Origin of the sequence: Yersinia canariae, assembly GCF_009831415.1 — a bacterium.
GTDB classification, from domain to species: Bacteria; Pseudomonadota; Gammaproteobacteria; order Enterobacterales; family Enterobacteriaceae; genus Yersinia; species Yersinia canariae.
Window position 1 is genome coordinate 2,238,050 of record NZ_CP043727.1, and the last position, 24,156, is coordinate 2,262,205.

The following is a 24,156-nucleotide window of genomic DNA, read 5'->3' on the forward strand; positions in this document are numbered from 1 at the left end:
TGTCCTTAAATCTACGGCTAAAGATATAAGTCTCGCGGTGCTCAAATTTGCAGCGAATATATCTGGCATTACTGCTATTGATGGTTAAAAGATAACGGTCTGATTATTTAATGGAATAGCAAGTTATCCTGTTACATCACCTTTAAAGATTGGGTTGTGGGCGCTACACTGAGCCAATTGCATGATAAATACTGAAATTGAGGATGTTGTCGTGGATCTAGTCGAAGGGAAAGCACTTCAAGTTTCTGATGCTGTTTATGCTTATCAATTTGATGGCAAAGGGGGCGTAACATCAATCAGTGCCGATGCCATCGCGACCGCGGAGCAACCTTGTTGGCTGCATCTGGATTACACACACCCGGAAAGTGCCGCCTGGCTACAAAATACCCCATTACTTCCCGAGGTCGTTCGGGCTGGTCTTGCCGGTGAAAGTGTGCGTCCGAAGGTGACTCGCATGGGTGACGGCACGATGATAACGCTGCGAGGTATAAATTTTAATAATGATGCCCGCCCTGACCAGTTAGTTACCATCCGAGTTTATATGACGGATAAGTTGATTGTCTCAACCCGGCACCGCAAAGTGTATTCTATTGATGATGTATTGAATGATTTACAAAGTGGTACTGGCCCAACAAATAGTGGTAACTGGCTGGTGGAAATAGTCGATGGTTTGACCGACCATACCAATGAATTTATTGAAGATCTGCATGATAAAATTATCGATCTTGAAGATGATTTACTGGAGCAAAAAATTCCACAACGTGGGCAGATGGCATTGCTGCGTAAGCAGTTGATTGTATTGCGCCGTTATATGGCCCCGCAGCGCGATGTTTTTGCCCGGCTGGCCAGTGAGCGCTTACCGTGGATGAATGATGATGACCGACGTCGCATGCAGGAAATCTCAGAACGTCTGGGGCGCGGCTTAGAGGATTTAGACTCTAGCATTGCTCGCACTGCAGTGTTGTCTGATGAGATTAGCTCGCTAATGGCCGATGCCATGAACCGGCGCACCTATACTATGTCGCTGTTGGCGATGGTGTTTTTACCCACCACCTTTTTGACTGGCCTGTTCGGTGTCAACCTCGGCGGGATTCCTGGGAATACCTATTCTTTTGGTTTTGCAGCATTTTGTATGATGTTGGTGGTGCTGATATTAGGTGTTGCGTGGTGGTTAAAACGCAGTAAATGGCTCTAGTGAATGACATCTAACGGGGTAAAAGAGTGTGCCAGATATTGGGCTAATCACTGCAAAATTGAGCGATATCAAGATTTGACCGTGATGACTCAGGCATTATGACTTCGCAGGTGAATGCAACGTCAAGCGATGGGCGTTGCGCTCCATATTTGTAATACTTTTATTTTGAATTACTGCATAGCACATAATTGTTACGATGCCGATGTTGTTTCAACATCGGCATTTTTTTTGTGTTTTTTTAGTGAGATAGCTGGGTAGGGCACAAAGGGTGTGTCGCCTCTAAACCCTGATGGTGAGAGGCGATGTGTATAAGTGGTTTATTTGATTTCCAGCACATCAAGACGAATCAGCGGTTGCTTTTCGCTATCCTCATCATCTTCTGGTTGCCAGCCAACGGGTTGCAGTGGCAGTTCTTCACGATCGAAGGCCAAATCTCCCCCGTCCACAATCTCACTGTTATGAGTAATACTTTTAAAATCAAATAACGTGTGATCATTTAAGTGTGACGGCACGACATTTTGCATCGCGCTATACATGGTTTCGATTCGCCCCGGATACTGTTTATCCCAGTCGCGCAGCATATCTTTAATCACCTGACGTTGCAGATTGGGCTGTGAACCGCATAAGTTACAAGGAATAATGGGGTACTCCCTGACAACAGCGAAACGCTCAATATCTTTTTCGCGACAGTAAGCCAGTGGGCGGATGACCACATGTTTGCCATCGTCACTCATCAGTTTTGGGGGCATGCCTTTCAGTTTCCCACCATAAAACATATTCAGAAACAGTGTTTGCAGAATATCATCACGATGATGGCCTAGCGCGATTTTGGTCGCCCCTAGCTCCGTGGCGGTGCGGTATAAAATCCCACGGCGCAGGCGCGAGCAAAGTGAACAAGTGGTTTTCCCTTCGGGGATAATATCTTTCACAATCCCATAGGTATTCTCTTCAACAATCTTGTATTCAACACCTTGCTTATCCAGATAAGCTGGCAGGATATCCTCAGGAAATCCCGGCTGTTTTTGATCCAGATTAACGGCGATCAGGGTGAAGTTAATCGGCGCACTTTTTTGCAGACTTTGCAAAATATCCAACATGGTGTAGCTGTCTTTGCCCCCAGAGAGGCAAACCATCACGCGGTCACCTTCTTCAATCATATTAAAATCAGCAATCGCCTGACCTACATTGCGGCGCAGGCGTTTCTGTAATTTGTTCAAATCGTATTGTTCTTTTTGGCTAACCACTTGTTTCTCTTGCATTTGTTCTTGACTCATATCCAGTTAGGGGCATGACGGACCTGTGTTGCTATGGTGCAAGTTTATCATTCAATAAGTGTATATATTAGTATTTTAATTTATGAACTGGTCTTTTTTAGTGATGGTCAGGATAATGACTTATAGGAAAGTATTTGAATTCACCACGGTTTTAATAATCGCCCCATCCTCAATATCGACAAAATCGGCCACAATAATGCCCATCTTTTGCTTCTCTCTGTATTGTTTGCAAAACCAAATGTTCATTCCATCTATTAAATGATGACCTTTGGCACCGGCATAGGGTGTCAATATCCCGGATACGCTGGTGAAATTAATATACATATCATTGGGGCGGTTTTTTTTCGCCTCGTTAAGTAAACTCTCGACAAACTTTCTTTTGAAATTGATACTCAGTGCGGTGTAACCATCATAATGATCTTGGATGTATATATTAAAATCACCATTTTTAATTTTAAACGTCGTGTCATTTTTCCAGTGAGAGACATCAATGCCCACTTTATTACCGGAATAGCGTCGAAGTAGGACTATCTTTCCTCTGATATCTCGAATGCTAGGGTTCTTATTCTTCAAATAAAATATTTTATTATGTGGTTCAATATAGCTATCGTGCATAATTTCGTTAAAACTTTTAGTGCTACTTTCAGTTGTGTGTTCCTGTTTAACGGATAACAGAATGAATTCAGTGGGATTTTTTTTGAGGAACTCAATGCAGCTATTGAGGATGTCACCAAACTGCTGCTTTAAAAAAACCGCGCCGTGGTGCATGGTGAATACATCATTAATAAGGCGACATCTGGCATCTAAAAACCTGACGCCATTATCAAGTTGTTCTCTTATATTCCATGATTGTGTTTTTGTAAATTCAGCACCAAATACGTTTGAAAGGAATGAAGCAGAATCATGTGTTCCGGGGATGGAAAGTTGGCTTAATAGCTGTGTATCACTAATACGGGACATCCAATTTCTCATATTCATAATATCTTCCTTGTTATTGAAGATTGAAAATAATGCAGAAAGTTACGCGGTAGCTATTCTAAATTTAGACACATGAGTAATTCACACCACTCTTTATCACTGGACACGGTGTTATGTACTTGAGGTGAATAATGATTATAACGAGCATTATCTGCATTCGTCTGACCTGTGGCCGGGTGATCCTGAGTAATATTATAATCTGAGCTGTTAATCTGTAATAAGACCAATCAGATAAGGATATTAAAGGGCAATGGGTAAATCGGCGGCAATCTTTATTCTTGAACTCGCGGGTTCTATGGGGTAGGTTTTACAAAGTGACAATCACTTGTTGAACCATCACTCGCTGAACAATCACTCGTCAAATAATCGTCGAATTCGCTTTTTGTTAGGATGACAAAATTGGAGAGGTAGAGTTTATCATGGATGAAAAGAAACCAAATAACCCAGTGAATTCAAAAAGTTTAATTGTAGAGTCTTTGAATTCACTCCCACTGATTTCCATCATGGAACACAGTCATGAACCTTGGGTTGTAAGAGATTGCCAGTCGCGCTATGTCTATGTTAATCAAGCGGGTCTTGATTTCTTAAATTTACCCGTCGGCTTTGATATTGAAGGGAAATTAGATAATGAATGCCCCGCTGATTGGGCAGAATTTGCTGAGCAATATCAGGCAAATGATAGAAAGGCGGAGAAAAGTGGTAAGCGCGTGGCGATTATTTCAACCAATTTTTATGGTCGGGATAGAATATTAGAACCCTACTATTTACCTAGATTCCCCATTTACAATAAGATTGGTGAATGTATAGGAACATTAACAAATGCCAGCAAATTAAATTTTATTTCTCTTTCACAATATGTAGACCACCGTACTCCCTCAGTATTAACACTGACTCCGCCAACAGATCTGTTTAATGAAAGAGAACTTGAGATAATATTTTTTATATTACAACCGATGACCGCTAAAATGGTGGCGAAAAGACTTTCCTTATCACACAGAACAATAGAAAATAAATTAAGAATGATCTACGAAAAAGCGGGGGTCAACTCTTTGAATATGTTTAGAGAGTATTGCGGTAACTTAGGTTTAGATTTATATATTCCCTCCAAATTTGTAAAGCCCAATATTCGAAGTCATAATTAATCCACTAATAAAAATACCTAAGATTAATGAAAATTTAATTTTATTTAACGCAAAATGGTCAATCCGCTCCCAGAGAGTCGTTCATTGTGTCTTAATGACCGGCTGATTCCCCTAGTTGCTGATACTCGGTCATTAACCACCAGCCAGTCAGTAAAAAACTGGCCGGCTGGTGGGTCTGACTTATTTAATCAAGCGGTTACTCAGTTGGCGCTTTCTCCGTTTTACCCGCTAACAAGCTGAGGAAGTCATAGCGTTTTTTCAGATCCTTTTCAGCCGCAGCATACAACTGCGCTGCAACTTCCGGCTCTTGGGTGTTGAGCCGCCGGAAACGCTGTTCATTGAGCAATGTCGTCGTCAAATCGCTGCTTGGTGGGCGAGAATCCAGCGCCAAAGCCATTTTTCCTTCATCGGCGCGACGTGGGTCGAAACGATACAGAGGCCAGAAACCGGTGGCGGTTAATTGCTTCATTTGGTCATGGCTGTAGGCCAAATCATACCCATGCTCTTCACAAGGGCTGTACGCGATAATCAGCGACGGGCCGGGGTAGGCTTCTGCTTCCTGAATAGCTTTAACAGTTTGGTTGAGTTGCGCCCCCAGCGAAATCTGCGCGACATACACATGGCCGTACATCATCATGCTGACGCCTAAATCTTTGCGAGCCTTACGTTTACCGTGTTCGCCAAACTTGGTCACAGCTCCTAGCGGCGTGGCTTTGGATTGCTGCCCACCGGTATTGGAGTAGCACTGGGTGTCGAGCACCAATACATTGACATTTTCGGTCAAGCTAAGCACATGGTCCAAGCCGCCGAACCCGATGTCATAGGCCCAGCCGTCACCGCCAATCAGCCAAATGGATTTATCCACCAGATAATCTGCATCGGTTGCTAATTGCTGTGCATCATTTCCTGGGATCCCCTGTAGCACTTGGCGCAGTTGGCTGACTTGTTCGCGGCGAACTTCAGGTGTCGCATCCTCATTAAGCAACTGTTCAACCAATTCCGGCGGCAGCTGTGGGGCCAGTTGGTTGATTAAGCGAGTGACCCGCTGGCGATGTTGGTCAACCGTCAGGCGGAAGCCCAAACCAAACTCGGCGTTATCCTCGAACAGTGAATTTGCCCATGCCGGGCCACGGCCATCGGCGTTGGTGGTATAAGGTGTGGTGGGTAGATTGCCGCCATAGATTGAAGAGCAACCGGTCGCATTGGCAATTAATAGACGATCGCCATACAGCTGGGTGAGCAATTTAATGTATGGCGTTTCACCACAACCTGAGCAAGCACCGGAATATTCAAACAGCGGTGAAATCAGTTGTGAAGTGCGGATGTCGATACGTTCCATTTGCGTTTTATCGATTTCCGGCAACTTAAGGAAGAAATCATAGTGAGCTTTTTCTTCCGCCAAATGTTCCAGCCGTGGCTTCATATTAATGGCTTTAATTTCAGGGTTTTGCCGGTCTTTCGCCGGACAAACTTCATAGCAAAGATTACATCCAGTGCAATCTTCAGGAGCAACTTGTAATACATACTTTTGTCCGCGCATATCGCGGGCTTTCACATCCAGCGATTGTAAGCTGCTTGGGGCCGCTGACATGGCGTCAGGTTGGACAACTTTCGCACGTATGGCTGAGTGCGGGCAGGCCGCCACGCAGTGATTACACTGAGTACACAGGTCCGGCTGCCAGATAGGAATATCTTCGGCAATATTGCGTTTTTCCCACTGAGTGGTGCCCACCGGCCAGGTGCCGTCAGGTGGGAAAGCAGAGACAGGCAATGCATCTCCCAACCCGGCCAGCATGGTGGCGGTAACAGTTTTCACGAAATCAGGCGCTTGGTCCGAGACAATAGGGGGGCGCATCGGGCTGTTTTCATCAATAGGTTGCAGTGGGATCTCGACCAATGCATCTAGAGTTGCATCAAGAGCTTGCCAGTTGCGGGTGACAATTTCCGGCCCTTTATTGCTGTAGCTACGGTCAATCGCCGCGCGCAGTTGTTCTTGCGCCATGGCAGTTGGCAATATTTGAGTCAGATGGAAGAACGCCATTTGCATCACAGTATTGATGCGCGCGCCCAGCTTGCATTCACGGGCAATTTTTGCCGCATTAATCACAAACAGGCGGGCATTGCGCTGATGAAGAACCGCCTGAACTTCTTGTGGTAGGCGCTGCCACATTTCGTCGGCACTGAACGGTGTATTTATCAGGAAGATACCGCCCGGTTTTAGGCGTTCTGCCATTTGGTAGGTATCAATAAACTGTAACTGGTGGCAGCCGACAAAATCAGCCTGGCTGACCAGATAAGCCGAATTAATCGGCGTTTCACTGACCCGTAAATGGGAGACGGTCAGGCCGCCGGCCTTTTTCGAGTCGTAGACAAAATAGCCCTGAGCATACAGCGAGGTGCTATTGCCGATAATCTTGATGTTATTTTTTGTTGCAGAGACCGAACCGTCACTGCCCAGACCATAGAACAGAGCTTCCAATGTGGCGCGCTGTTCAATTTTTTCATCCGTCAGTGGCAATGACAAGCCGGTTACGTCATCAAAAATCCCCACGGTAAAGCGCGGGCGGGGCAGTTCAAGAGACAATTCTTTGAATATTGCCAAGGCGCAGTCGGGGCCAAACTCTTTGGAAGACAGCCCATAGCGGCCTCCGATGACTTTTGGCAGTGTTGCGCGCTCGCCACGACTATAGGCTTCCGCCAGCGCAGTCATGACATCGAGATAAAGTGGCTCGGCCAGCGCACCCGGTTCTTTGGTGCGGTCCAATACGGCTATTTTGCTCACCGACTGTGGCAAGACACTCAGCAGGTGTTCAGCACTGAAGGGGCGGAATAATCGCACTTTCAGCACGCCAACTTTCTCCCCGCGAGTTAACAGGCTATCAATCACTTCTTCACAGGTACCACTCGCTGACCCCATCAGAATGATAACGCGCTCTGCCTGCGGGTGGCCGTAATATTCAAACGGCTTATATTCACGCCCGGTGGCCTCAGCAAATGCCTGCATGGCATCAGCAACATGCTGGTAAGTATTGTTATACCAAGGGTTTGTTGCTTCACGAGACTGGAAATAGGTATCCGGGTTAGCTGAGGTGCCGCGTACCACGGGATGATCTGGCGAAAGCGCGCGACTGCGGTGGCCATCAATCCCTTTTTGGGGCAGTAACTGGCGCAGTGTGTCATCACTCAGCGGCACGATTTTATTGATTTCATGTGAGGTGCGGAAACCATCAAAGAAATGAATAAATGGAATGCGGCTATTAAGTGTTGCTACCTGAGATATCAGCGCGAAATCTTGAGCTTCCTGTACGCTACTGGCGCACAGCATTGCGCAGCCAGTTTGGCGCACGGCCATGACATCAGAGTGGTCACCAAAGATAGACAGCGCGTGGGTCGCGATGGTGCGGGCCGCAACATGGAGGACAAACGGTGTCAGTTCGCCAGCCAGTTTGTAGAGTGTTGGGATCATCAACAGCAATCCCTGCGATGAGGTAAACGAGGTCGATAGCGCCCCGGTTTGCAGCGCGCCATGCACCGTCGCAATGGCCCCCCCCTCAGACTGCATTTCAACCACGCGGGGAACATCACCCCAAATATTGACTTTACCATCACCTGACCAGGCATCGGCTTGCTCGGCCATGGTGGAACTGGGTGTAATAGGGTAGATAGCAATAACTTCACTGGCACGATAGGCCACAGAAGCGACTGCACTGTTACCGTCAGTTGTAATCATTAATTTATACCTTCACATTGCTTGTCATGCAGAAACAAAAAGTGTTAATGGGGCAGTCTCTGACCGCTATCTGGCTATTTGAACTAATAGGCAAATTCTAGCAGAGAGTATTTTTGCCAGTTATCGCATTTGTGTGGCGCTGGCTTGAAAAGTGATATCGTGAATAAGATGAATAGCAGCGCAAAAGGTATATCGCGGGTTTCAGATAATAATGATTACAATTAGAAATAGTTTTCTAATTGTAATCGGATACCACTCAGTACTACAGCGCGCAATAATTGCGCTGGGGGTAAGTTTATTTGTGAAATAATTGTGAAGTGTCAATAGATTTAATGACCATTTAATCATCGGCGGGCATAATGTTGACTCAATGTAGAACAAAAATGAGAGAGCGGTAATGAGTGGTTTCATGTATTTAATGATGGCGATTGTTGCCGAAGTGGTAGCAACCACGATGTTAAAAGCCTCTGATGGCTTTACCCGTCTGATGCCCTCAATCGTGGTTGTGATTGGCTACGGCATCGCTTTTTGGGGGCTATCACAGGTAGTCAAAACCATGCCATTGGGGATTGCTTATGCCATTTGGTCTGGATTGGGGATTGTGCTGGTATCAGTGGCGGCGACATTCATGTATCAGCAGAAATTAGATTGGGCGGCGATTGCCGGTATGACATTAATTATTGCCGGTGTTTTGGTGATTAATTTGCTTTCAAAGACACCGATGCATTAATCATCTCAACCGGCATGCGGGTATCCCTACTTTTCCGCGTTATCGTGAGTGGAGAGATAACGCGGAAAGGGGATAAATAAAACGTTAATCAGTAGTACATATAATCCAACTATTTAATCTCGACCTGATGTATTCCCTCGACTGCCAATAACTTCTCATACAGTTGGTCCAGACTTTTTCTTGGTGGCAATGTCACTTCCATCATGAGTTCACAATCGTGTTCACCTTTTTCAGGTTTGTGGGTAACTGACAGATTGATGGGGTGCAATTGCAATTTTTGCATGGCAATTAAAATACGTGGCACACTGTCGGCGAGCAGTTTAATCGAAATAAAATGGTGCTGGCCGATAAAACGATTACTCAACTGGCGGAAGATCTCCAGCACGATTAACGTCACCATCGTGCCATAAATACCAATCTCATACAGGCCACTCCCAATCACCAGACCTATCGCGGCAGTTACCCACATCCCGGCGGCAGTGGTGAGGCCTTTGACCATCTGCTTTTGAATCATGATAGTCCCGGCACCGAGGAAACCCATGCCACTGACGACTTGCGCCGCGACACGGCTGGGGTCAAAACTGACGTGTTCTAATGTCAGTAAATCTTCAAAACCATATTTTGAAACAATCATAAACATCGCACTACCAATGCCGACCAGAATATGAGTCCGTAGCCCGGCATCTTTAGCTCGTAGTTGACGTTCAAGCCCAATCAATCCCCCCAATGCACCCGCCAGGGTAATTCGCAGTAGTAAATCAGTGATCATAATTATTCCCATTTTATTTTTGTACCACCTGTAGGTGTTTGATTCTTTTCTCTGATTGATATATCAACGCGGATCCGCACTAAATTAAATTAGCGTATTGTGCTTATTTGTGTTGTGTTTTAATTATAACAGTTATTATATGAGTTTATTATAGCGCTATATATTCCTCATGCCGGAGCAAAAGAATGAAAGCATTATCTTGGTTTGTGGGCGTAGCTGTGCTCTTTTTAGCCGCTTGCAGCAGCAATGATTCAACAGATACAGCTTTAAATAACAATGATGCCTACGAACCAGTACAACAAGCCACCAGTGCCAATGTTCATCATAATATTAATATGTCTAATCCCGCTGCCGTCAATTGTGCTAATGCGGGGGGTGTTTTGACGGTTGCCAAACAGCTCAACGGCGTAAGTGTAGGAATGTGCCAGTTATCAGATGGCAAACGTTGTGAAGAGTCGGCGTTAATGCGCGGCGCATGCCCAGCTCGTTGACAGACGGCCCTATTTCCGAGTGCTTGCTAACCCTTTTGCTGTGAGAGGGCGTAGCGAAAACACCCTCTCATTAGCACACTAATGGATAATTAGGCCGTGATGATATTTGGGCAATGTTCGCCCTTTTTCAATTGAGTAATATTCTGCATGGTGGTAGTAGAAATACTGGTCAGTGCTTCTTCCGTCAGGAATGCCTGATGCCCAGTAAATAACACGTTGTGGCAAGAGGACAGACGACGGAAAACGTCATCCTGAATCACGTCATTGGATTTATCTTCAAAGAATAAATCGCGTTCATTTTCATACACATCCATGCCAAGCGAGCCGATTTTTTGCTGTTTTAACGCATCAATTGCCGCTGTAGAGTCAATCAAACCACCCCGGCTGGTGTTGATTATCATCACGCCGTCTTTCATTTGTTCAAAAGATTGTTTATTGAGCAAATGATGGTTTTCTGGCGTCATCGGGCAATGCAGCGAGATAACATCAGATTTGGCATACAGGGTTTTGAGGTCAACATATTCCGCACCCAGTTCCAGTGCAGCCTGGCTTGGGTAAGGGTCATAGGCTAGCAAGTGCATACCAAAGCCTTTTAAAATGCGCATGGTGGCGACACCAATTTTACCGGTACCGATAATCCCCGCAGTGCGGCCATGCATATTGAAACCAATCAGGCCCTCCAAAGAGAAATTGGCATCACGGGTGCGTTGATAAGCGCGGTGAATACGGCGGTTGAGGCTCATCATCATACCGACGGTATGTTCAGCCACCGCTTCAGGTGAATAGGCCGGGACGCGAACCACCTGAATACCCAGCTCTTTCGCCGCAACCAAATCCACATTATTAAAACCCGCGCAGCGCAGTGCCAGAATCTCAACACCGGCTTCTTTTAATTCTTCCAATGTTGCGCGACAACCATCATCGTTGACGAAAAGACATACCGCATCACAGCCCGCAGCCATCTTTGCTGTTTTGGGGGTTAACAGAAAATCGAAAAACTCTAATTCAAAGCCAAAATCTTTGTTGACCAATTCGAGGTATTTACGGTCATACTGTTTAGTACTGTAAACGGCTAATTTCATCATGATTTCTCCGCCATAATATTGTGATCAATCTAACAGATTCGAATAAATCATACAATTCACCACAATGATAAGTTAAAGAGGGCGTTTGTAACTTTCCTATGCCAATGAGGTAAGGTTTTCATTCCAATTTTCAATGGCAGTCGTTCAGGGTGAGTTACAAGAGCATGGTTATTTATTATGGTATTGTGCAGCACTTTAGCGTGTTGAAGATGTAGTTTAGCTTAGCGCGATTAAAGCGCACAGGATGTTGGGTTGGTGAGAAAACAAGGCAAGTCATGACTAAATGCGCAAAAATAGTGGGTTGGTTGATATTAATCAGCGCAATTTCTCTGGCGGTATTATGGAAAACTTTGCCGCAGTGGTTACCGAAAATTGCACAATATTGGTTGCCCGCGGGGAGCCAACTTGTCTTGGCCCGCCCTCCAGTTTGGCATGCTGGCGCATTGCGTATCGCACAACTGAGCTATCGGGTACAAAATTGCACGCTGGCCAATATTAACCAATTGAGTGTGGGTTACGACCACGGGCGTTGGCAGTTAGGGGCGAATACTGTCGCCGTGGATACGGCCTGTTTGAGCAAGTTACCCCACAGTGGTGAAAGTGCGCCGCAAGATTTAGCCTATTGGCAACAGCAACTGTCTGCGTTTGATCTGAACATCGGCAATGTGCAGATTACGCCGTGGCAGCAATACGCCGGTAAACTGACATTCGTGGGTAAGCAGCCCCTCACATCATCAGATAATAAAAAACTCACCCAAGAGTTGCGTTATCAGGGCCAACAATTGAGCTTTACCGCAACACTGGATGAGGAACAGCAACTTAGTCTGCATCAATTCTCTATTGCGGTGCCCGGCACACCACAACCTTTTGAATTAAGTGGCAAAATTAAAATTCCGCTGTCATTGGATGATTGGCCAGAACAAGGTGCGCTCGACGGTGTATTGACCACCGGCTATCTGTCTAAACCATTATTACTGAATTTGAGTTGGCAACAGCAAGAGGGCGTTTTAACACTGACTGAGCGCGGTGATGATGCCCCACTGGCGCGGTTGCCTTGGAGTATCGCGCCGAACAAAATTCAGATAGCCAACGGCCAATGGCAATGGCCATATGCTCAGCAACCCTTAAGTGGAGGCATTAATCTGGCATTGTATGATTGGGATCAAGGGCTGGATCAAACCTCGATTGAGGCCCGAGTTAATGTTATCACTTCGGGGAAAAGCGGCAAAGGTAATGCCGTCCTGACTCTTGGGCCGGGCAACCTGAGCATGATAAACAGCGATTTAAAATTCCAGCTCAGCGGGCAAGCCAATCTGGAAAACATGATATTGAATGCCACTCTTCCCGGCTTGCTCAGTGGCTCGATACTAAACCCGACCTGGGTGTTACATCCCGGCGCTTTACTGCGCGCGCATGGTAACGTGACGCCAGAATTGCGTATCAGAGATGCGCGCTGGCCTTTAGCGGGGGTCAAGGTCACGTCTGCGGGGGTAACTGGCCGTTTACAGGCCATTGTTGATGCGCAGGATAGCTATTGGGGCAATTTCAATCTGCATCTTGATGGTCAGGCACAAGAATTTTGGCCCGATAAAGGTCAATGGCAATGGCGGTACTGGGGCAATGGCCGTCTGCCACCCTTGGCCGCGCGCTGGGATATGGCGGGGAAAGGGCGCTGGCAAGGGACGCTAATTACTGTCGATAAACTCTCGACCGGTTTTGACCGGCTGCAATATGGGTTAGTTAAGGTCGAAGCGCCACGGCTGACCTTAGTCAAACCCCTGACCTGGCAACGAGATAACCATCATCCGGCCTTTATTGCCGGGCTTGAGTTGGGGGCGAAAAAAGTGGCATTCAGTGATGGTGGCGGTTATTTGCCGCCCGCGGTGTTGTCGCTGCAACTGAATGGCCGTGGCCCAGACAGCTTTTTGTGGCAAGGGAATTTACAAGCGCAGGCGATTGGGCCTATTGCATTACGCGGTCGGTGGGATGGCGAGCGCTTACGCGGTGATGGCTGGTGGCCAAAACAGTCGCTAACCGTATTCCAACCCCTTATTGCCGAAGAATTGGGGATTAAACTGCGTGATGGCGAGCTTTATGCCCAAGCTGCATTTTCCGCCGCGCGCGATCAAGGTTTTACCGCGGGTGGCCATTGGGTGGTGAATAATGGCGGGATGTGGCTGAAAGACGGTGAACTGAGCGGTTTGGACTTTGTGATGTCTTATCGTTTAGAAAATCATCACTGGCAGTTGGGGCCGAAAGAGCCGGTTATGCTGCGAATTGCCGCAATAACCAACTTGTTTGAAATGCAAAATATCACTGCGGATTTACAGGGGACTTATCCTTATTCAGAGAAAGCCCCATTGACCTTAAGCAACGTTGGCATGGATATTCTGAAAGGGCATCTGAGTTTATCTGCTTTGCGCTTGCCACAGCATGATGCGGCAGTGTTAAAATTAAAAGCCATTGATCTCAGTGAATTATTTACTGTTCTGAAACCGAAGCAACTGGCTATGTCTGGAAAAGTGAATGGCGAATTGCCGCTTTATCTCAATAATCCGCAGTGGCTGGTGCGCAATGGCTGGATAGCGAATGATGGTATGGTGACACTGCGCTTGGACCCGGATCTGGCAAATTCAATTGGTGAAAGTAATTTTGTGGCCGGTGCGGCGATTGATTGGCTACGTTATATGGAGATTTACCAGTCTTATGCCACGGTTAGTCTCGATAATCTGGGCCAATTGACGTTGCGTTCAAAGATTCATGGTGTTAATACACAGAAAAATTCAAAACGAGAGATAGTGCTCAATTACAAGCACGAGGAAAATGTCTTCCAGCTCTGGCGTAGCCTACGTTTTGGTGACAATTTACAAGAATGGTTACAGCAAACTATTTCGTTGAGACCAACAGCATCTATACCGGCGAGGGCGAAGGAATGAAGATCTTAACATGGGAACGTGTGGCAATCGTGCTGGGTATTTTTATGCTCAGCGGCTGTCTACGCCTTGAAGTTGCAACCCCGGAAAAACCGATCACTATCAATATGAACGTCAAGATTGAGCATGAAATCCAGATCAGAGTGGACAAAGATGTGGAAAATTTGCTTAAAAATCAATCCAATCTATTTTAAGGGGCCATAATGAAAAAGCAAACTTCAGGCTGGATTGGTGATACGCAAAAGTTAATTCGCGTGATATTGGGTTGCCTGGTGCTGAGCGGCAGTTTGCTGTTTAGTGTTGCGGCTTTTGCCCTGACCTTAGAACAGGCAAAGCAGCAAGGTCGGGTGGGCGAAACGCTGAGTGGTTATTTGGCTCCGGTGAAGAAAGATGCTGAAACACTGGCGCTGGTGGAGCAAATCAATATCGCCAGAGCTGATAAATATCAAGAAGTGGCGCAGAAAAATCATATTTCAACTGAGGATGTCGCCAAGCTGGCGGGGCAAAAACTTGTTAACCGCGCAGCGGCGGGGGAATATGTGCGTGGGATTAACGGCCAGTGGATGCAGCGCTGATAGCAACAGAGTTGGGTGTCTGAGCATAAAAAAGCGCGCCCGAAGGCGCGCAATAATGAAATTAATTCTTGGGTAATACGAGGGTAATACAAGGTTACTTCAGTTACGCATTAGCGAAGACACCCGCCTTGGCGCAAAAGTCATTCATTAAGCGCTAACAACCTGAGTCAGTAACTCTTTAGCATCAGCTTGTGCTTTGGTCGCCACTTCAGGGCCATAAGCAATACCTTCTGCAAACACGAACTCGACATCGGTAATCCCGATAAAGCCGAGGAACAGGCGCAGGTAAGGAACAACCAGGTCAGTCGGGGTGTCTTTATGAATCCCACCGCGGCTGGTCAAAATAATCGCGCGTTTGCCAGTAATCAGGCCTTCTGGGCCTTTTTCGGTGTAGCGGAAAGTCACGCCAGCACGAGCAATCAGGTCAAAGTAGTTCTTCAACTGAGTTGGAATGTTGAAGTTATACATTGGCGCAGCCATCACTATCACGTCATTAGCTTGCAATTCGGCAATCAGTTCATCAGAAAGGGCCAGCGCTTCTTGTTGGCGTGGTGTCAGCGCCGCGTCTGAAGGGCGTAAAGCACCTACCAGTTCGCCATCTAATACCGGAATCGGCTGAGCAGCCAAGTCACGAACTGTGATTTCATCACCCGCGTGAGTCGCTTTCCATTGTTCAACAAAAAAGTCAGCTAATTGGTTAGATTGTGAATAAGTTGCCAGAATGCTTGATTTCAGAACCAGAACTTTGCTCATCGTAATTCCTTAAGAGGTAACAGAGACTTAGGCGATACGCCCTTTCAATGAGATACACTTTATTCAACTTTCTCTATTAGTGATAGCGCAATATTTTGCGTTCTTTGTTCGATTTTATTGAATGAAATAAAGTGAGAGCCTTCCTGACTACCGTCCAACAGATTGAATTATTTAGGGTATAGCAATTAGGTCGCTATCGTTTTATGTAAGTTTTTTCATTAAATCGATATTAATCTGTTGGCGGTTATGACTACGACCACGTCCGGAATCTGTATTTGGGTACTCCATCATATGGCGCAATGCTCGTAGCTAAATGAATCATGGAGAAAAAATGAGCTATATCAATAGAAGTGATACATACAGATTATTATCAGATTATAATTTTCATCGTACAACGGATGATGGCGAGGGCGCTAAAAGTGTGGTGGCTCAAAGAATTAGCCGTGTTCACCATTCGCCCGTCGGGCTTTCCACTAAATCACACAATATAAAAAAACAGCGCGATACTGCAAAAAAATCAATTTTAAAAAATATCAAAAGCATTCGTAATAAGCCAAATAATCCGGGCAGCAATCTGCGCAAACAGGTGCAACAAAGCCATGTCATTGTTGGCTCTCATCTGGCCGCGACAGCGGCTTTTCGTCAAGATACAAAATTTAATCATGTAATTTCTGAGGTCACACCTCAGCAGCGCTTAATACTGACAAATGATAAAAAAGCAATTATGAGCGGAAATATTGAGCCTTTGGTGGGCAAGGGGGTTATTGCGGCCAGTAAAGCTAATACAAACCTGCCGATGAGGATTAACCAAGTGCATTTTGATAGCAAGGCGCAACAGGTGGTTAAGAACACAGCCAAACCCCATCCTGGGATAACGTATTTCATGGGGTCAGCCACTCAGTCCGCAGAATTAATTCCAGGGTTACCTCTCGGTAATTATTTTAATCAGCAGCATTTTGATGACAATTTGAAAGTACTCACTGTCGATAATGGCGACAGGGGAACTATCGGCTGCCAATTTGATTTATCGCAGATTGAGGAGGGGTCAACATGGTTAATTAGTGCAGGTGAGTTGTCTGGCTGTACTATGGCCTATGCTATTAAAAATAATGCCTTTTTTATTTACCATGCGGGGCAAAATGGAAATGACACCTCAGAGTGGGAAACAAGTAGTGATGGTGTTCGTTCAATTATCGATGCACACAGTGCATTGAATGCCAGTCAAAATATTCAACTCGACTCAATGCCAAATAACCAAATGTTGGTCAATTTTTTAGCTAATAACTTTGATTTCTACTCTTTAACCTATTGCGGGCATGGCGAACAGGTTGAAGGCAATCCCAGTGTATTTGATTACAACCAAAATCGAACTATTAATGATGGTGAGGTGCGAGTAGGTAATGCGATGGCATTAATCACCAAGGAAAACGGCAATGTTAAAGTACAAATCTTGAGTGACGACATGGCGGTGAATAAAAGTGATTTGACCACGCAATCTCTGGCACATCACATAAGTGAATACACCTTAAAATCTCTTGATGAAGTGACATGTTTGTAACTCACCCCACCGGCAACACATTATCAGCCAGCACTAAAGGATAAGTGTGCTGAATATAGGGGGAAAAAGTCGATTGTGTTACCCTATTGCGCAATACACGCTTATTAATATAGCGAAAGAAATTAGGCCTCCGCTGTTTGCCGGGGCTGGCGCAACAAGGAATACTGAACGTGAAATCTTCACTCGCAGCATTGTCCTCCCAACTCGGTGAGTTGATGCTCCGTGACCAACAGCGCATGCGGCGTCGGCTGCAAGGCGCACAAAAAGTCCATAATCCAGCCGCTGTAGAGGCCATTACCCGTGAGATAGACGCTGAAATTGCGGCTGCAATGCAGCGGGTTATCAGCCGTCGGGCGGCTTGTCCGGCGATAACTTATCCTGAAAATTTACCTGTCAGTCAGAAGAAACAGGATATTTACAATGCTATCCGCGACCATCAAGTCGTCATCGTCGCGGGTGAAACGGGGTCGGGTAAGACCACGCAGATACCGAAAATTTGCCTGGAGTTAGGCCGGGGTATCAAAGGGGTTATTGGTCATACTCAGCCGCGCCGCCTTGCTGCCCGTACAGTGGCGAATCGTATTGCTGATGAGCTAGACACCTCCCTTGGCGGCTGTGTCGGGTATAAAGTCCGGTTTAATGATCAAGTTGGTGAGAATACGTTGGTGAAGTTAATGACCGACGGTATTTTGCTGGCTGAAATTCAGCAAGACCGCCTGCTGATGCAATATGACACTCTGATTATTGATGAAGCCCATGAGCGCAGCCTAAATATTGATTTCATCTTGGGGTATTTACGCGAGTTATTGCCAAAACGCCCTGATCTGAAAGTGATCATCACCTCAGCGACGATAGATCCGCAGCGTTTCTCTCGCCATTTCAATAATGCGCCAATTATTGAAGTCTCGGGGCGCACCTATCCGGTCGAAGTGCGCTATCGACCTATTGTGGATGACGCCGATGATGTTGATCGCGATCAGTTACAGGCTATTTTTGATGCCGTAGATGAGCTGGGCCGTGAAAGTCCTGGCGATATTCTGATCTTTATGAGTGGCGAACGTGAAATCCGTGACACCGCTGATGCGCTGATGAAACAGAATTTGCCCCATACGGAAGTGCTGCCATTGTATGCCCGTTTATCAAATAGCGAGCAAAATCGGGTGTTTCAGTCACACCATGGGCGGCGCATTGTACTGGCGACTAACGTGGCGGAAACCTCGCTGACAGTGCCCGGCATCAAGTATGTTATTGACCCCGGTACCGCGCGCATCAGCCGCTACAGCTTTAGAACCAAAGTACAGCGGTTGCCAATTGAACCGGTTTCTCAAGCTTCAGCTAACCAGCGCAAAGGCCGCTGCGGTCGGGTGTCTGACGGTATTTGCATTCGTCTCTATTCCGAGCAAGATTTCCTTTCGCGCCCTGAATTCACTGACCCGGAAATTTTGCGCACTAATTTGGCCTCGGTTATTCTGCAAATGACCTCTTTGGGGTTAGGGGATATTGCTGCTTTTCCCTTTGTGGAAGCGCCAGATAAACGCAACATTCAAGATGGTGTCCGGCTACTGGAAGAACTGGGCGCGATACAAACGGCCAGTAATGGTCATCAGCAATTAACACCGTTAGGCCGCCAACTGGCCCAATTACCGGTCGATCCCCGTCTGGCGCGAATGGTGCTGGAAGCACAAAAAAGTGGCAGTGTGCGAGAATTGATGATTATCACCTCAGCCCTGTCTATCCAAGACCCGCGTGAGCGCCCGACAGATAAACAGCAAGCCTCGGATGAAAAACACCGTCGTTTTGCCGATAAAGACTCTGATTTCCTTGCATTTGTTAATTTATGGGATTACCTAAAAGAGCAGCAAAAAGCGCTGTCATCGGCGCAGTTCCGTAAACTATGCCGTAGCGATTTCCTGAATTATCTGCGAGTGCGTGAATGGCAGGATATCTATACCCAACTACGACAGGTTGTAAAAGAATTGGGTATTCCGGTCAATAGCGTGGCTGCGGATTATCGCAGTGTTCACACCGCAATTCTGACTGGGTTACTGTCACATATCGGCCAGAAAGACGTTGAAAAGCAAGAGTATACCGGTGCGCGCAATGCGCGTTTTGCTATCTTCCCAGGTTCTGGTTTATTCAAAAAACCGCCAAAATGGAGCATGGTTGCAGAGTTAGTTGAAACCAGCCGCTTATGGGGGCGCATTGCTGCTCGGATAGAGCCGGAATGGATTGAACCCTTGGCACAACATTTGGTTAAACACCATTATAGCGACCCCCATTGGGAGAAAGCGCAAGGGGCCGTGATGGCCAGTGAGAAAGTGACCTTATTTGGGTTGCCTATCGTGGCGGAGCGCAAAATCAATTATGGCCCAATTGACCCGCCATTGTGCCGTGAGCTGTTCATCCGCCATGGTTTGGTTGAGGGCGACTGGCAGACACGTCATGCTTTTTTCCGTGCTAATTTAAAGTTATTGGCTGAAGTTGAAGAACTGGAGCATAAATCTCGTCGTCGCGACATTCTGGTTGATGATGAAACCCTGTTTAGCTTCTATGACCAGCGCATTGGCCGCGATGTTATTTCCGCGCGTCATTTTGATAGCTGGTGGAAAACCGTCAGTCAAACGCAACCTGAGCTGCTTAACTTTGAAAAAACCATGCTTATCAAGGATGGGGCGAACAAAGTTAACCCGCTGGATTATCCGAATTTTTGGTATCAAGGGTCACTCAAATTACGGCTTTCTTATCAATTTGAGCCGGGTACTGATGCCGATGGGGTCACCGTACACATTCCATTGCCAATCCTGAATCAGGTTCAGGAACAAGGTTTTGATTGGCAAATTCCAGGAATTCGCCGTGAACTGGTGGTGGCGCTTATCAAATCGTTACCTAAGCCAGTTCGTCGCAATTTTGTGCCAGCACCTAACTACGCTGAGGCTTTTTTAGCCCGCGCGACACCATTGGAAACCAGTCTGCTGGAAGCATTAGAACGTGAGCTGCGGCGCATGACTGGAGTGACAGTGTCACGCGAAAGCTGGCAATGGGAGCAGGTGCCCGACCATCTGAAAATGACGTTCCGGGTGCTGGATGATAAAAATCGCACTTTGCGCGAGGGTAAAGATCTTGCGGCCTTAAAGCTACAACTGCAAGAGAAGGTGCAAGAGACGCTTTCTGCTGTTGCCGATGACGGTATTGAGCAAAATGACTTACATATCTGGAGCTTCGGCTCACTTCCTATGTGCTACGAACAACGCCGGGGTGGATACGAAGTCAAAGCATACCCGGCACTGGTTGATGAGAAAGACAGTGTTGCAATCCGCTTATTTGATACGGAATCTCAGCAGCAACAGGCGATGTGGCAGGGGACTCGGCGGTTACTATTGCTAAATATTCCTTCTCCAATTAAGTACTTACATGAAAAACTACCAAACAAATCCAAACTTGGCCTCTATTTCAATACTTATGGCAAAGTGATGGATCTGATTGATGATTGCATTGCTTGCGGAGTGGATAAACTTGTCGCGCAATACGGCGGGCCGGTGTGGCAAGAGGCTGATTTTGCTCGGTTACAAGAAAAAGTACGCGCAGAGCTAAACGAAACGGTTGTGGATATTGCCCGGCAAGTTGAACAAATACTCACCACCGTATTCGGTATTAATAAGCGCTTAAAAGGCCGGGTTGATATCTCGCAAGCACTGGCACTTTCAGATATCAAAGCACAACTTGGCGGCCTGATTTATCGCGGCTTTGTCACTAATAATGGCTGGAAACGTTTACCGGATACCTTGCGGTATTTACAAGCTATTGAGCGCCGGATGGAAAAGTTAGCAGTAGATCCTCATCGCGATCGTGCCCAAATGCAACGAGTGGAACATGTGCAGCAGATGTGGCAGCAATGGCTCCATAAATTGCCGCCTAAACGCCAACAAGATGAAGACGTTAAAGAAGTTCGTTGGATGATTGAAGAGCTGCGAGTGAGCTTATTTGCCCAACAATTGGGGACACCTTACCCCATTTCCGACAAGCGTATTTTGCAAACTATCGAACATCTCTCTACTTAATAGAAAATGAATACCTCCGCGCCTGATTATCCTGAACTCAGGCGCGGGGCTTTTCATTGGTCTGCCCCGCGTTCAACCTCGAAATTCATATGATTAAGCTACCCCAATGCATTCTGATTATGTCATTGATGAAAGCTGCTAATTTTCATGCAAAGCCCCTCGAAAAAAAACAATTAACTGGCTAATTCAATGACAGTGTTATTGCCCAGGCCTTTAACTGCGGGTATATCTGCCGTGGCGATAAGGCGGCTTGTTCAAAGTTTGTCTGATTGTGGGTCACCATGTTTGATTACATTTGGTGGGTTTGATAGAGTTTTTGTGGAGCAGGGATTGCTTATGTATATGGTTAGTTTGTTGAGGTTGGCCCAAAGAGAGTTGTTGAAGTTGCCGCCAGGGATACAGGCGGCCTTGATTAAGGCGCTTGATGAGTTAGAGGCTTATGGTCATGAGTTGCGAGAGCCTGTAGTGCGGGATTTAGGAAAAGGGCTGAAAGAGTTGAGAGTGAGTGCTAAGGAGGGCGCCGGGCGGGGGTTTTTCTTTTACCAGGCCGGTCGGCAGGTTTATATCATTCATATTTTACAAAAGAAGACGCAAAAGACGCCAAGAAGGACATTAATGTTGGCCTATCAGCGTATGAAGGAACTCAAACGGAGATTACAGCCATGAAAAAACAAGACGATTTTGACATTGTCCCCTTTTCTGAGGTTAAAGCAGATGCTTTAAATCATCCTCATGTAAATGACGCTTATTCTGACTTACAGATTCGGCAGGCCCTGATGACGGAGCTTAAGGCCGCCCGCCAGCAATGTAATCTGACCCAAGAAGAAGTCGCCCAGAGAGCGGGGCTGAAGAAACAAAATATTAGTCGGATGGAAAAAGGCATTATTTCGCCCAATCTGACGACGTTGAATCGATACGCCGCAGCGTTAGGTGGGACTTTTGTGTTTAAGTTTAATCAAAAGCCCCATTGTACCGGTAAAGAGTAATAAGCAGTTAGGTCAGTCGCGAGCCCATAAATGCCGTTAACTGAGTGGGCACACTATTATTTTCTTGTCTTAGCGGTTTTATTAGCGAGCGTTTTTAGCCGGTCTTTTATCGCTGTGACGGCCAAAGCCCGGTTATCAGCAAGATAGCGGTCTTTGGCGGCAGGAGCAGAACTTTGGATCGCAATCAAAGACCACTTATCGTCATTTTTCAGTAGTAATGGGGAGCCGCTATCACCGGGTAAAGTATCACATTGATGGGAAAGCACACCTTGCTGCGCCCAACCCGTGATCAGGCAATTTTCATGGCTGTAAAGCATGTCGAGATGATCGAGTGGGTAGCCTGCTTGTGTTATTTTACGATCAACTTGTTTAAGCGCTTGGGTCAATTCGCTAGCGGTTCCATCCCATAATGGCAATGGTTTGATTGGAATAGGTTTTTTATTGGTTAATCGAATAAGAGCATAGTCGTAAGCCGCCGCTGCGGGTGGCACTATCCAGCCATCGCCATCTGGTTTAAGTTTCTTGCCTAATTTGGCATCAACCAAAGTTTCCAAACTAGTAATTTGGTACTTCCAGTGACCATCGTGTGAAATAAACCGCAAAGCAACGGCGCGGTCAATTTTACCCGGCGGGGCCAATACACAGTGGCCTGCTGTGAGTGCGAGGCGAGGCGAGATTAATGTTGCAGTGCAAAGATTACCGCTGGCCGTTTCAACTTGGCCAATTGCTTGCCATGGCCATTCCGAACTATTAGTGACTTCGGTACGATCATCTTTGCCAAAAAACAGCGTTGTTTGCTCGGCAATACTGGTGTCATCATTCGGCGTTTCAGTCGGGGGTAGGGCAAGAGCTGCGGAAAGAGGCAACAGACTCAATAATAACAATGAAGATAAACGCATAAAGAATTTGCCTGCCTTATTCCCAAAAGAGTTAGCTATTCACAAATCTGCGACCTACTGATTAAGCTGTTCGTCACCAGCTTTCCTACCGCTAACTATAGACACAATTAGCCAGATGGTATGTTGTCAGTATTTGATTTTTCAATAATTTTAGAGCAGCGAAGCCGCCCGGACTATAAATAAAAAAATAATGTGATCAGCCCGCAAAGAACTAATGTAGCCAGAGTGATTTCAAATAAATAGCGGCGCAGCATTATCAGCACTCCCGATAAAAAACACCCGGAGAACCGGGTGTTGAGTGAATTCAGCTGTTGTAAGTCAATCTCGAAGCACTAGATTGAGCTTTCTCGACTTACTATTTTGCGGTCGGAACTACTGCCGGGGCTGACTTAGTATGTGTTGCTTTCTTGTGGTGTTTTTTAGCGGCTTGCGCTTTTTGCACTGGTGCAGTTTTATCCGCTTTCTTCATCGATTTTTTAGCTGTTTTGTGATGCATGGTTTTGGCTGGGGCATTGTGTGCAACGGGTGCTGTAGCCATTGGTGCTGCAGGTGGCGCAACTGTGTCGGCGGCAAATGCGATAGAAGACATACCCAAGGTTGCAGCAACAATCAGAGCTAATACTGTTTTCATGATTTATTCCTCAGTGTTCTGTTTGTAATCGGCCCCGTTGGGTCGTTGTAATGAGAATAGAGTAAATGGCTAGTGGCTTCCGTGAGTCATTGGTTTCGGCTTGTAACCGATTGTACAGAGTTGATTACTATGACTAATAGGCCGTTTGATATTGAGTTTATCACCGGTTTTTGAGCCTATTTTACGCAGGAATAACCTGGCCGAGGGGGAATGAAAATGCGATATCAGCTATTTCAATATCTGTAAATTAGTTACAACATACATATAAGGGTGATTTAAAAAGTGAACTCTGTGACCATGTGCAGATTTGAAACAAAAGTGGTATTTAAGCTTGGGAGAGAAATACTGCCTCTCAAGAGAGAAGCAGTA

At 46.3% G+C, this 24,156-nt stretch carries 20 protein-coding genes; 11 read left to right on the forward strand and 9 right to left on the reverse strand.

The window, feature by feature from the left end:
* Positions 1–211 precede the first annotated feature (211 nt).
* Positions 212–1,195 carry a zinc transporter ZntB gene (gene zntB, locus F0T03_RS10390; protein WP_145556645.1) on the forward strand — a complete coding sequence of 328 codons (984 nt, stop codon included), beginning with the start codon at positions 212–214 and terminating at the stop codon, positions 1,193–1,195.
* A gap of 317 nt (positions 1,196–1,512) precedes the next feature.
* On the opposite strand, the gene ttcA is transcribed toward zntB, so the two are convergent.
* Both ttcA and F0T03_RS10400 read right to left on the reverse strand, forming a co-directional pair.
* Entirely contained in the window at positions 1,513–2,454 is a 942-nt protein-coding gene (gene ttcA / locus F0T03_RS10395; protein WP_159680811.1) for a tRNA 2-thiocytidine(32) synthetase TtcA, read from the reverse strand.
* Between the two features lie 135 nt (positions 2,455–2,589).
* The gene (locus F0T03_RS10400) at positions 2,590–3,447 is read right to left on the reverse strand and encodes a phosphatidylinositol-specific phospholipase C (protein WP_159678208.1); all 858 of its coding nucleotides are present in this window, start codon (positions 3,445–3,447) and stop codon (positions 2,590–2,592) included.
* A gap of 419 nt (positions 3,448–3,866) precedes the next feature.
* Here F0T03_RS10400 and F0T03_RS10405 point away from each other — a divergent pair, with 419 nt between their 5' ends.
* Positions 3,867–4,589 carry a helix-turn-helix transcriptional regulator gene (locus tag F0T03_RS10405; protein WP_159678210.1) on the forward strand — a complete coding sequence of 241 codons (723 nt, stop codon included), beginning with the start codon at positions 3,867–3,869 and terminating at the stop codon, positions 4,587–4,589.
* Between the two features lie 196 nt (positions 4,590–4,785).
* On the opposite strand, the gene nifJ is transcribed toward F0T03_RS10405, so the two are convergent.
* Positions 4,786–8,319: a pyruvate:ferredoxin (flavodoxin) oxidoreductase gene (gene nifJ / locus F0T03_RS10410; RefSeq protein ID WP_159678212.1), complete on the reverse strand. Its 3,534-nt coding sequence runs from the start codon at positions 8,317–8,319 to the stop codon at positions 4,786–4,788.
* Positions 8,320–8,716: 397 nt separating this feature from the next.
* Between nifJ and F0T03_RS10415 the strand changes: the two genes are divergently transcribed.
* Positions 8,717–9,049 (forward strand): DMT family transporter, encoded by a 333-nt coding sequence (locus tag F0T03_RS10415; RefSeq protein WP_025378329.1) that lies wholly within the window; start codon positions 8,717–8,719, stop codon positions 9,047–9,049.
* A gap of 109 nt (positions 9,050–9,158) precedes the next feature.
* On the opposite strand, the gene F0T03_RS10420 is transcribed toward F0T03_RS10415, so the two are convergent.
* Positions 9,159–9,818 (reverse strand): MgtC/SapB family protein, encoded by a 660-nt coding sequence (locus F0T03_RS10420; RefSeq protein ID WP_159678214.1) that lies wholly within the window; start codon positions 9,816–9,818, stop codon positions 9,159–9,161.
* Positions 9,819–10,003: 185 nt separating this feature from the next.
* On the opposite strand from F0T03_RS10420, the gene F0T03_RS10425 reads away from it, so the two are divergent.
* Positions 10,004–10,309 (forward strand): putative hemolysin, encoded by a 306-nt coding sequence (locus F0T03_RS10425; RefSeq protein ID WP_159678216.1) that lies wholly within the window; start codon positions 10,004–10,006, stop codon positions 10,307–10,309.
* 89 nt (positions 10,310–10,398) lie between these two features.
* Here the strand turns inward: F0T03_RS10425 and F0T03_RS10430 are convergent, their stop codons facing one another.
* Positions 10,399–11,391: a 2-hydroxyacid dehydrogenase gene (locus F0T03_RS10430; RefSeq protein ID WP_159680813.1), complete on the reverse strand. Its 993-nt coding sequence runs from the start codon at positions 11,389–11,391 to the stop codon at positions 10,399–10,401.
* Positions 11,392–11,669: 278 nt separating this feature from the next.
* Between F0T03_RS10430 and F0T03_RS10435 the strand changes: the two genes are divergently transcribed.
* The 3 genes from F0T03_RS10435 to F0T03_RS10445 are packed head-to-tail and all read left to right on the forward strand — an operon-like array spanning position 11,670 to position 14,902.
* A complete protein-coding gene (locus F0T03_RS10435) occupies positions 11,670–14,330 on the forward strand; it encodes a YdbH family protein (protein WP_159678218.1) in 2,661 nt (886 codons plus the stop codon).
* The gene (locus F0T03_RS10440) at positions 14,327–14,521 is read left to right on the forward strand and encodes a YnbE family lipoprotein (protein WP_145553552.1); all 195 of its coding nucleotides are present in this window, start codon (positions 14,327–14,329) and stop codon (positions 14,519–14,521) included. The genes F0T03_RS10435 and F0T03_RS10440 overlap by 4 nt, the downstream gene beginning before the upstream one ends.
* A 9-nt stretch (positions 14,522–14,530) precedes the next feature.
* On the forward strand, positions 14,531–14,902 hold the full coding sequence (locus F0T03_RS10445) for a YdbL family probable chaperone protein (protein ID WP_159678220.1): 372 nt from the start codon (positions 14,531–14,533) through the stop codon (positions 14,900–14,902).
* A 147-nt stretch (positions 14,903–15,049) separates the two neighbouring features.
* Here F0T03_RS10445 and azoR read toward each other — a convergent pair whose 3' ends face one another.
* Complete coding sequence (azoR, locus tag F0T03_RS10450; protein ID WP_145553548.1) at positions 15,050–15,655, reverse strand: FMN-dependent NADH-azoreductase; 606 nt, start codon at positions 15,653–15,655, stop codon at positions 15,050–15,052.
* A gap of 331 nt (positions 15,656–15,986) precedes the next feature.
* Between azoR and F0T03_RS10455 the strand changes: the two genes are divergently transcribed.
* From F0T03_RS10455 to F0T03_RS10470, 4 genes are all read left to right on the forward strand, one after another.
* The gene (locus F0T03_RS10455; protein WP_246169946.1) at positions 15,987–17,213 is read left to right on the forward strand and encodes a cytotoxic necrotizing factor Rho-activating domain-containing protein; all 1,227 of its coding nucleotides are present in this window, start codon (positions 15,987–15,989) and stop codon (positions 17,211–17,213) included.
* Between the two features lie 170 nt (positions 17,214–17,383).
* Entirely contained in the window at positions 17,384–21,271 is a 3,888-nt protein-coding gene (gene hrpA, locus F0T03_RS10460) for an ATP-dependent RNA helicase HrpA (RefSeq protein ID WP_159678225.1), read from the forward strand.
* Positions 21,272–21,607: 336 nt separating this feature from the next.
* Positions 21,608–21,937 carry a type II toxin-antitoxin system RelE/ParE family toxin gene (locus F0T03_RS10465; protein WP_162527028.1) on the forward strand — a complete coding sequence of 110 codons (330 nt, stop codon included), beginning with the start codon at positions 21,608–21,610 and terminating at the stop codon, positions 21,935–21,937.
* A complete protein-coding gene (locus F0T03_RS10470; protein WP_145553543.1) occupies positions 21,934–22,257 on the forward strand; it encodes a helix-turn-helix domain-containing protein in 324 nt (107 codons plus the stop codon). The genes F0T03_RS10465 and F0T03_RS10470 overlap by 4 nt, the downstream gene beginning before the upstream one ends.
* A gap of 56 nt (positions 22,258–22,313) precedes the next feature.
* Here F0T03_RS10470 and F0T03_RS10475 read toward each other — a convergent pair whose 3' ends face one another.
* From F0T03_RS10475 to asr, 3 genes are all read right to left on the reverse strand, one after another.
* Positions 22,314–23,156: a trypsin-like serine peptidase gene (locus F0T03_RS10475; RefSeq protein ID WP_159678229.1), complete on the reverse strand. Its 843-nt coding sequence runs from the start codon at positions 23,154–23,156 to the stop codon at positions 22,314–22,316.
* 173 nt (positions 23,157–23,329) lie between these two features.
* On the reverse strand, positions 23,330–23,410 hold the full coding sequence (gene ydgU, locus F0T03_RS21985) for a small membrane protein YdgU (RefSeq protein ID WP_484630309.1): 81 nt from the start codon (positions 23,408–23,410) through the stop codon (positions 23,330–23,332).
* Between the two features lie 101 nt (positions 23,411–23,511).
* Complete coding sequence (asr, locus tag F0T03_RS10480; RefSeq protein ID WP_145553540.1) at positions 23,512–23,787, reverse strand: acid resistance repetitive basic protein Asr; 276 nt, start codon at positions 23,785–23,787, stop codon at positions 23,512–23,514.
* Positions 23,788–24,156: the final 369 nt, after the last annotated feature.

Excerpts from the sequence above, each read along its gene's own strand:
- F0T03_RS10435 (WP_159678218.1), top strand. The coding sequence starts at position 11,670 with ATGACTAAATGCGCAAAAATAGTGGGTTGGTTGATATTAATCAGCGCA.
- F0T03_RS10415 (WP_025378329.1), top strand. The coding sequence starts at position 8,717 with ATGAGTGGTTTCATGTATTTAATGATGGCGATTGTTGCCGAAGTGGTA.
- F0T03_RS10420 (WP_159678214.1), bottom strand. The coding sequence starts at position 9,818 with ATGATCACTGATTTACTACTGCGAATTACCCTGGCGGGTGCATTGGGG.
- F0T03_RS10470 (WP_145553543.1), top strand. The coding sequence starts at position 21,934 with ATGAAAAAACAAGACGATTTTGACATTGTCCCCTTTTCTGAGGTTAAA.
- asr (WP_145553540.1), bottom strand. The coding sequence starts at position 23,787 with ATGAAAACAGTATTAGCTCTGATTGTTGCTGCAACCTTGGGTATGTCT.
- F0T03_RS10405 (WP_159678210.1), top strand. The coding sequence starts at position 3,867 with ATGGATGAAAAGAAACCAAATAACCCAGTGAATTCAAAAAGTTTAATT.
- F0T03_RS10425 (WP_159678216.1), top strand. The coding sequence starts at position 10,004 with ATGAAAGCATTATCTTGGTTTGTGGGCGTAGCTGTGCTCTTTTTAGCC.
- F0T03_RS10465 (WP_162527028.1), top strand. The coding sequence starts at position 21,608 with ATGTATATGGTTAGTTTGTTGAGGTTGGCCCAAAGAGAGTTGTTGAAG.
- ydgU (WP_484630309.1), bottom strand. The coding sequence starts at position 23,410 with ATGCTGCGCCGCTATTTATTTGAAATCACTCTGGCTACATTAGTTCTT.
- ttcA (WP_159680811.1), bottom strand. The coding sequence starts at position 2,454 with ATGCAAGAGAAACAAGTGGTTAGCCAAAAAGAACAATACGATTTGAAC.
- azoR (WP_145553548.1), bottom strand. The coding sequence starts at position 15,655 with ATGAGCAAAGTTCTGGTTCTGAAATCAAGCATTCTGGCAACTTATTCA.
- F0T03_RS10475 (WP_159678229.1), bottom strand. The coding sequence starts at position 23,156 with ATGCGTTTATCTTCATTGTTATTATTGAGTCTGTTGCCTCTTTCCGCA.
- F0T03_RS10430 (WP_159680813.1), bottom strand. The coding sequence starts at position 11,391 with ATGAAATTAGCCGTTTACAGTACTAAACAGTATGACCGTAAATACCTC.
- F0T03_RS10400 (WP_159678208.1), bottom strand. The coding sequence starts at position 3,447 with ATGAATATGAGAAATTGGATGTCCCGTATTAGTGATACACAGCTATTA.
- nifJ (WP_159678212.1), bottom strand. The coding sequence starts at position 8,319 with ATGATTACAACTGACGGTAACAGTGCAGTCGCTTCTGTGGCCTATCGT.
- F0T03_RS10440 (WP_145553552.1), top strand. The coding sequence starts at position 14,327 with ATGAAGATCTTAACATGGGAACGTGTGGCAATCGTGCTGGGTATTTTT.
- F0T03_RS10445 (WP_159678220.1), top strand. The coding sequence starts at position 14,531 with ATGAAAAAGCAAACTTCAGGCTGGATTGGTGATACGCAAAAGTTAATT.
- F0T03_RS10455 (WP_246169946.1), top strand. The coding sequence starts at position 15,987 with ATGAGCTATATCAATAGAAGTGATACATACAGATTATTATCAGATTAT.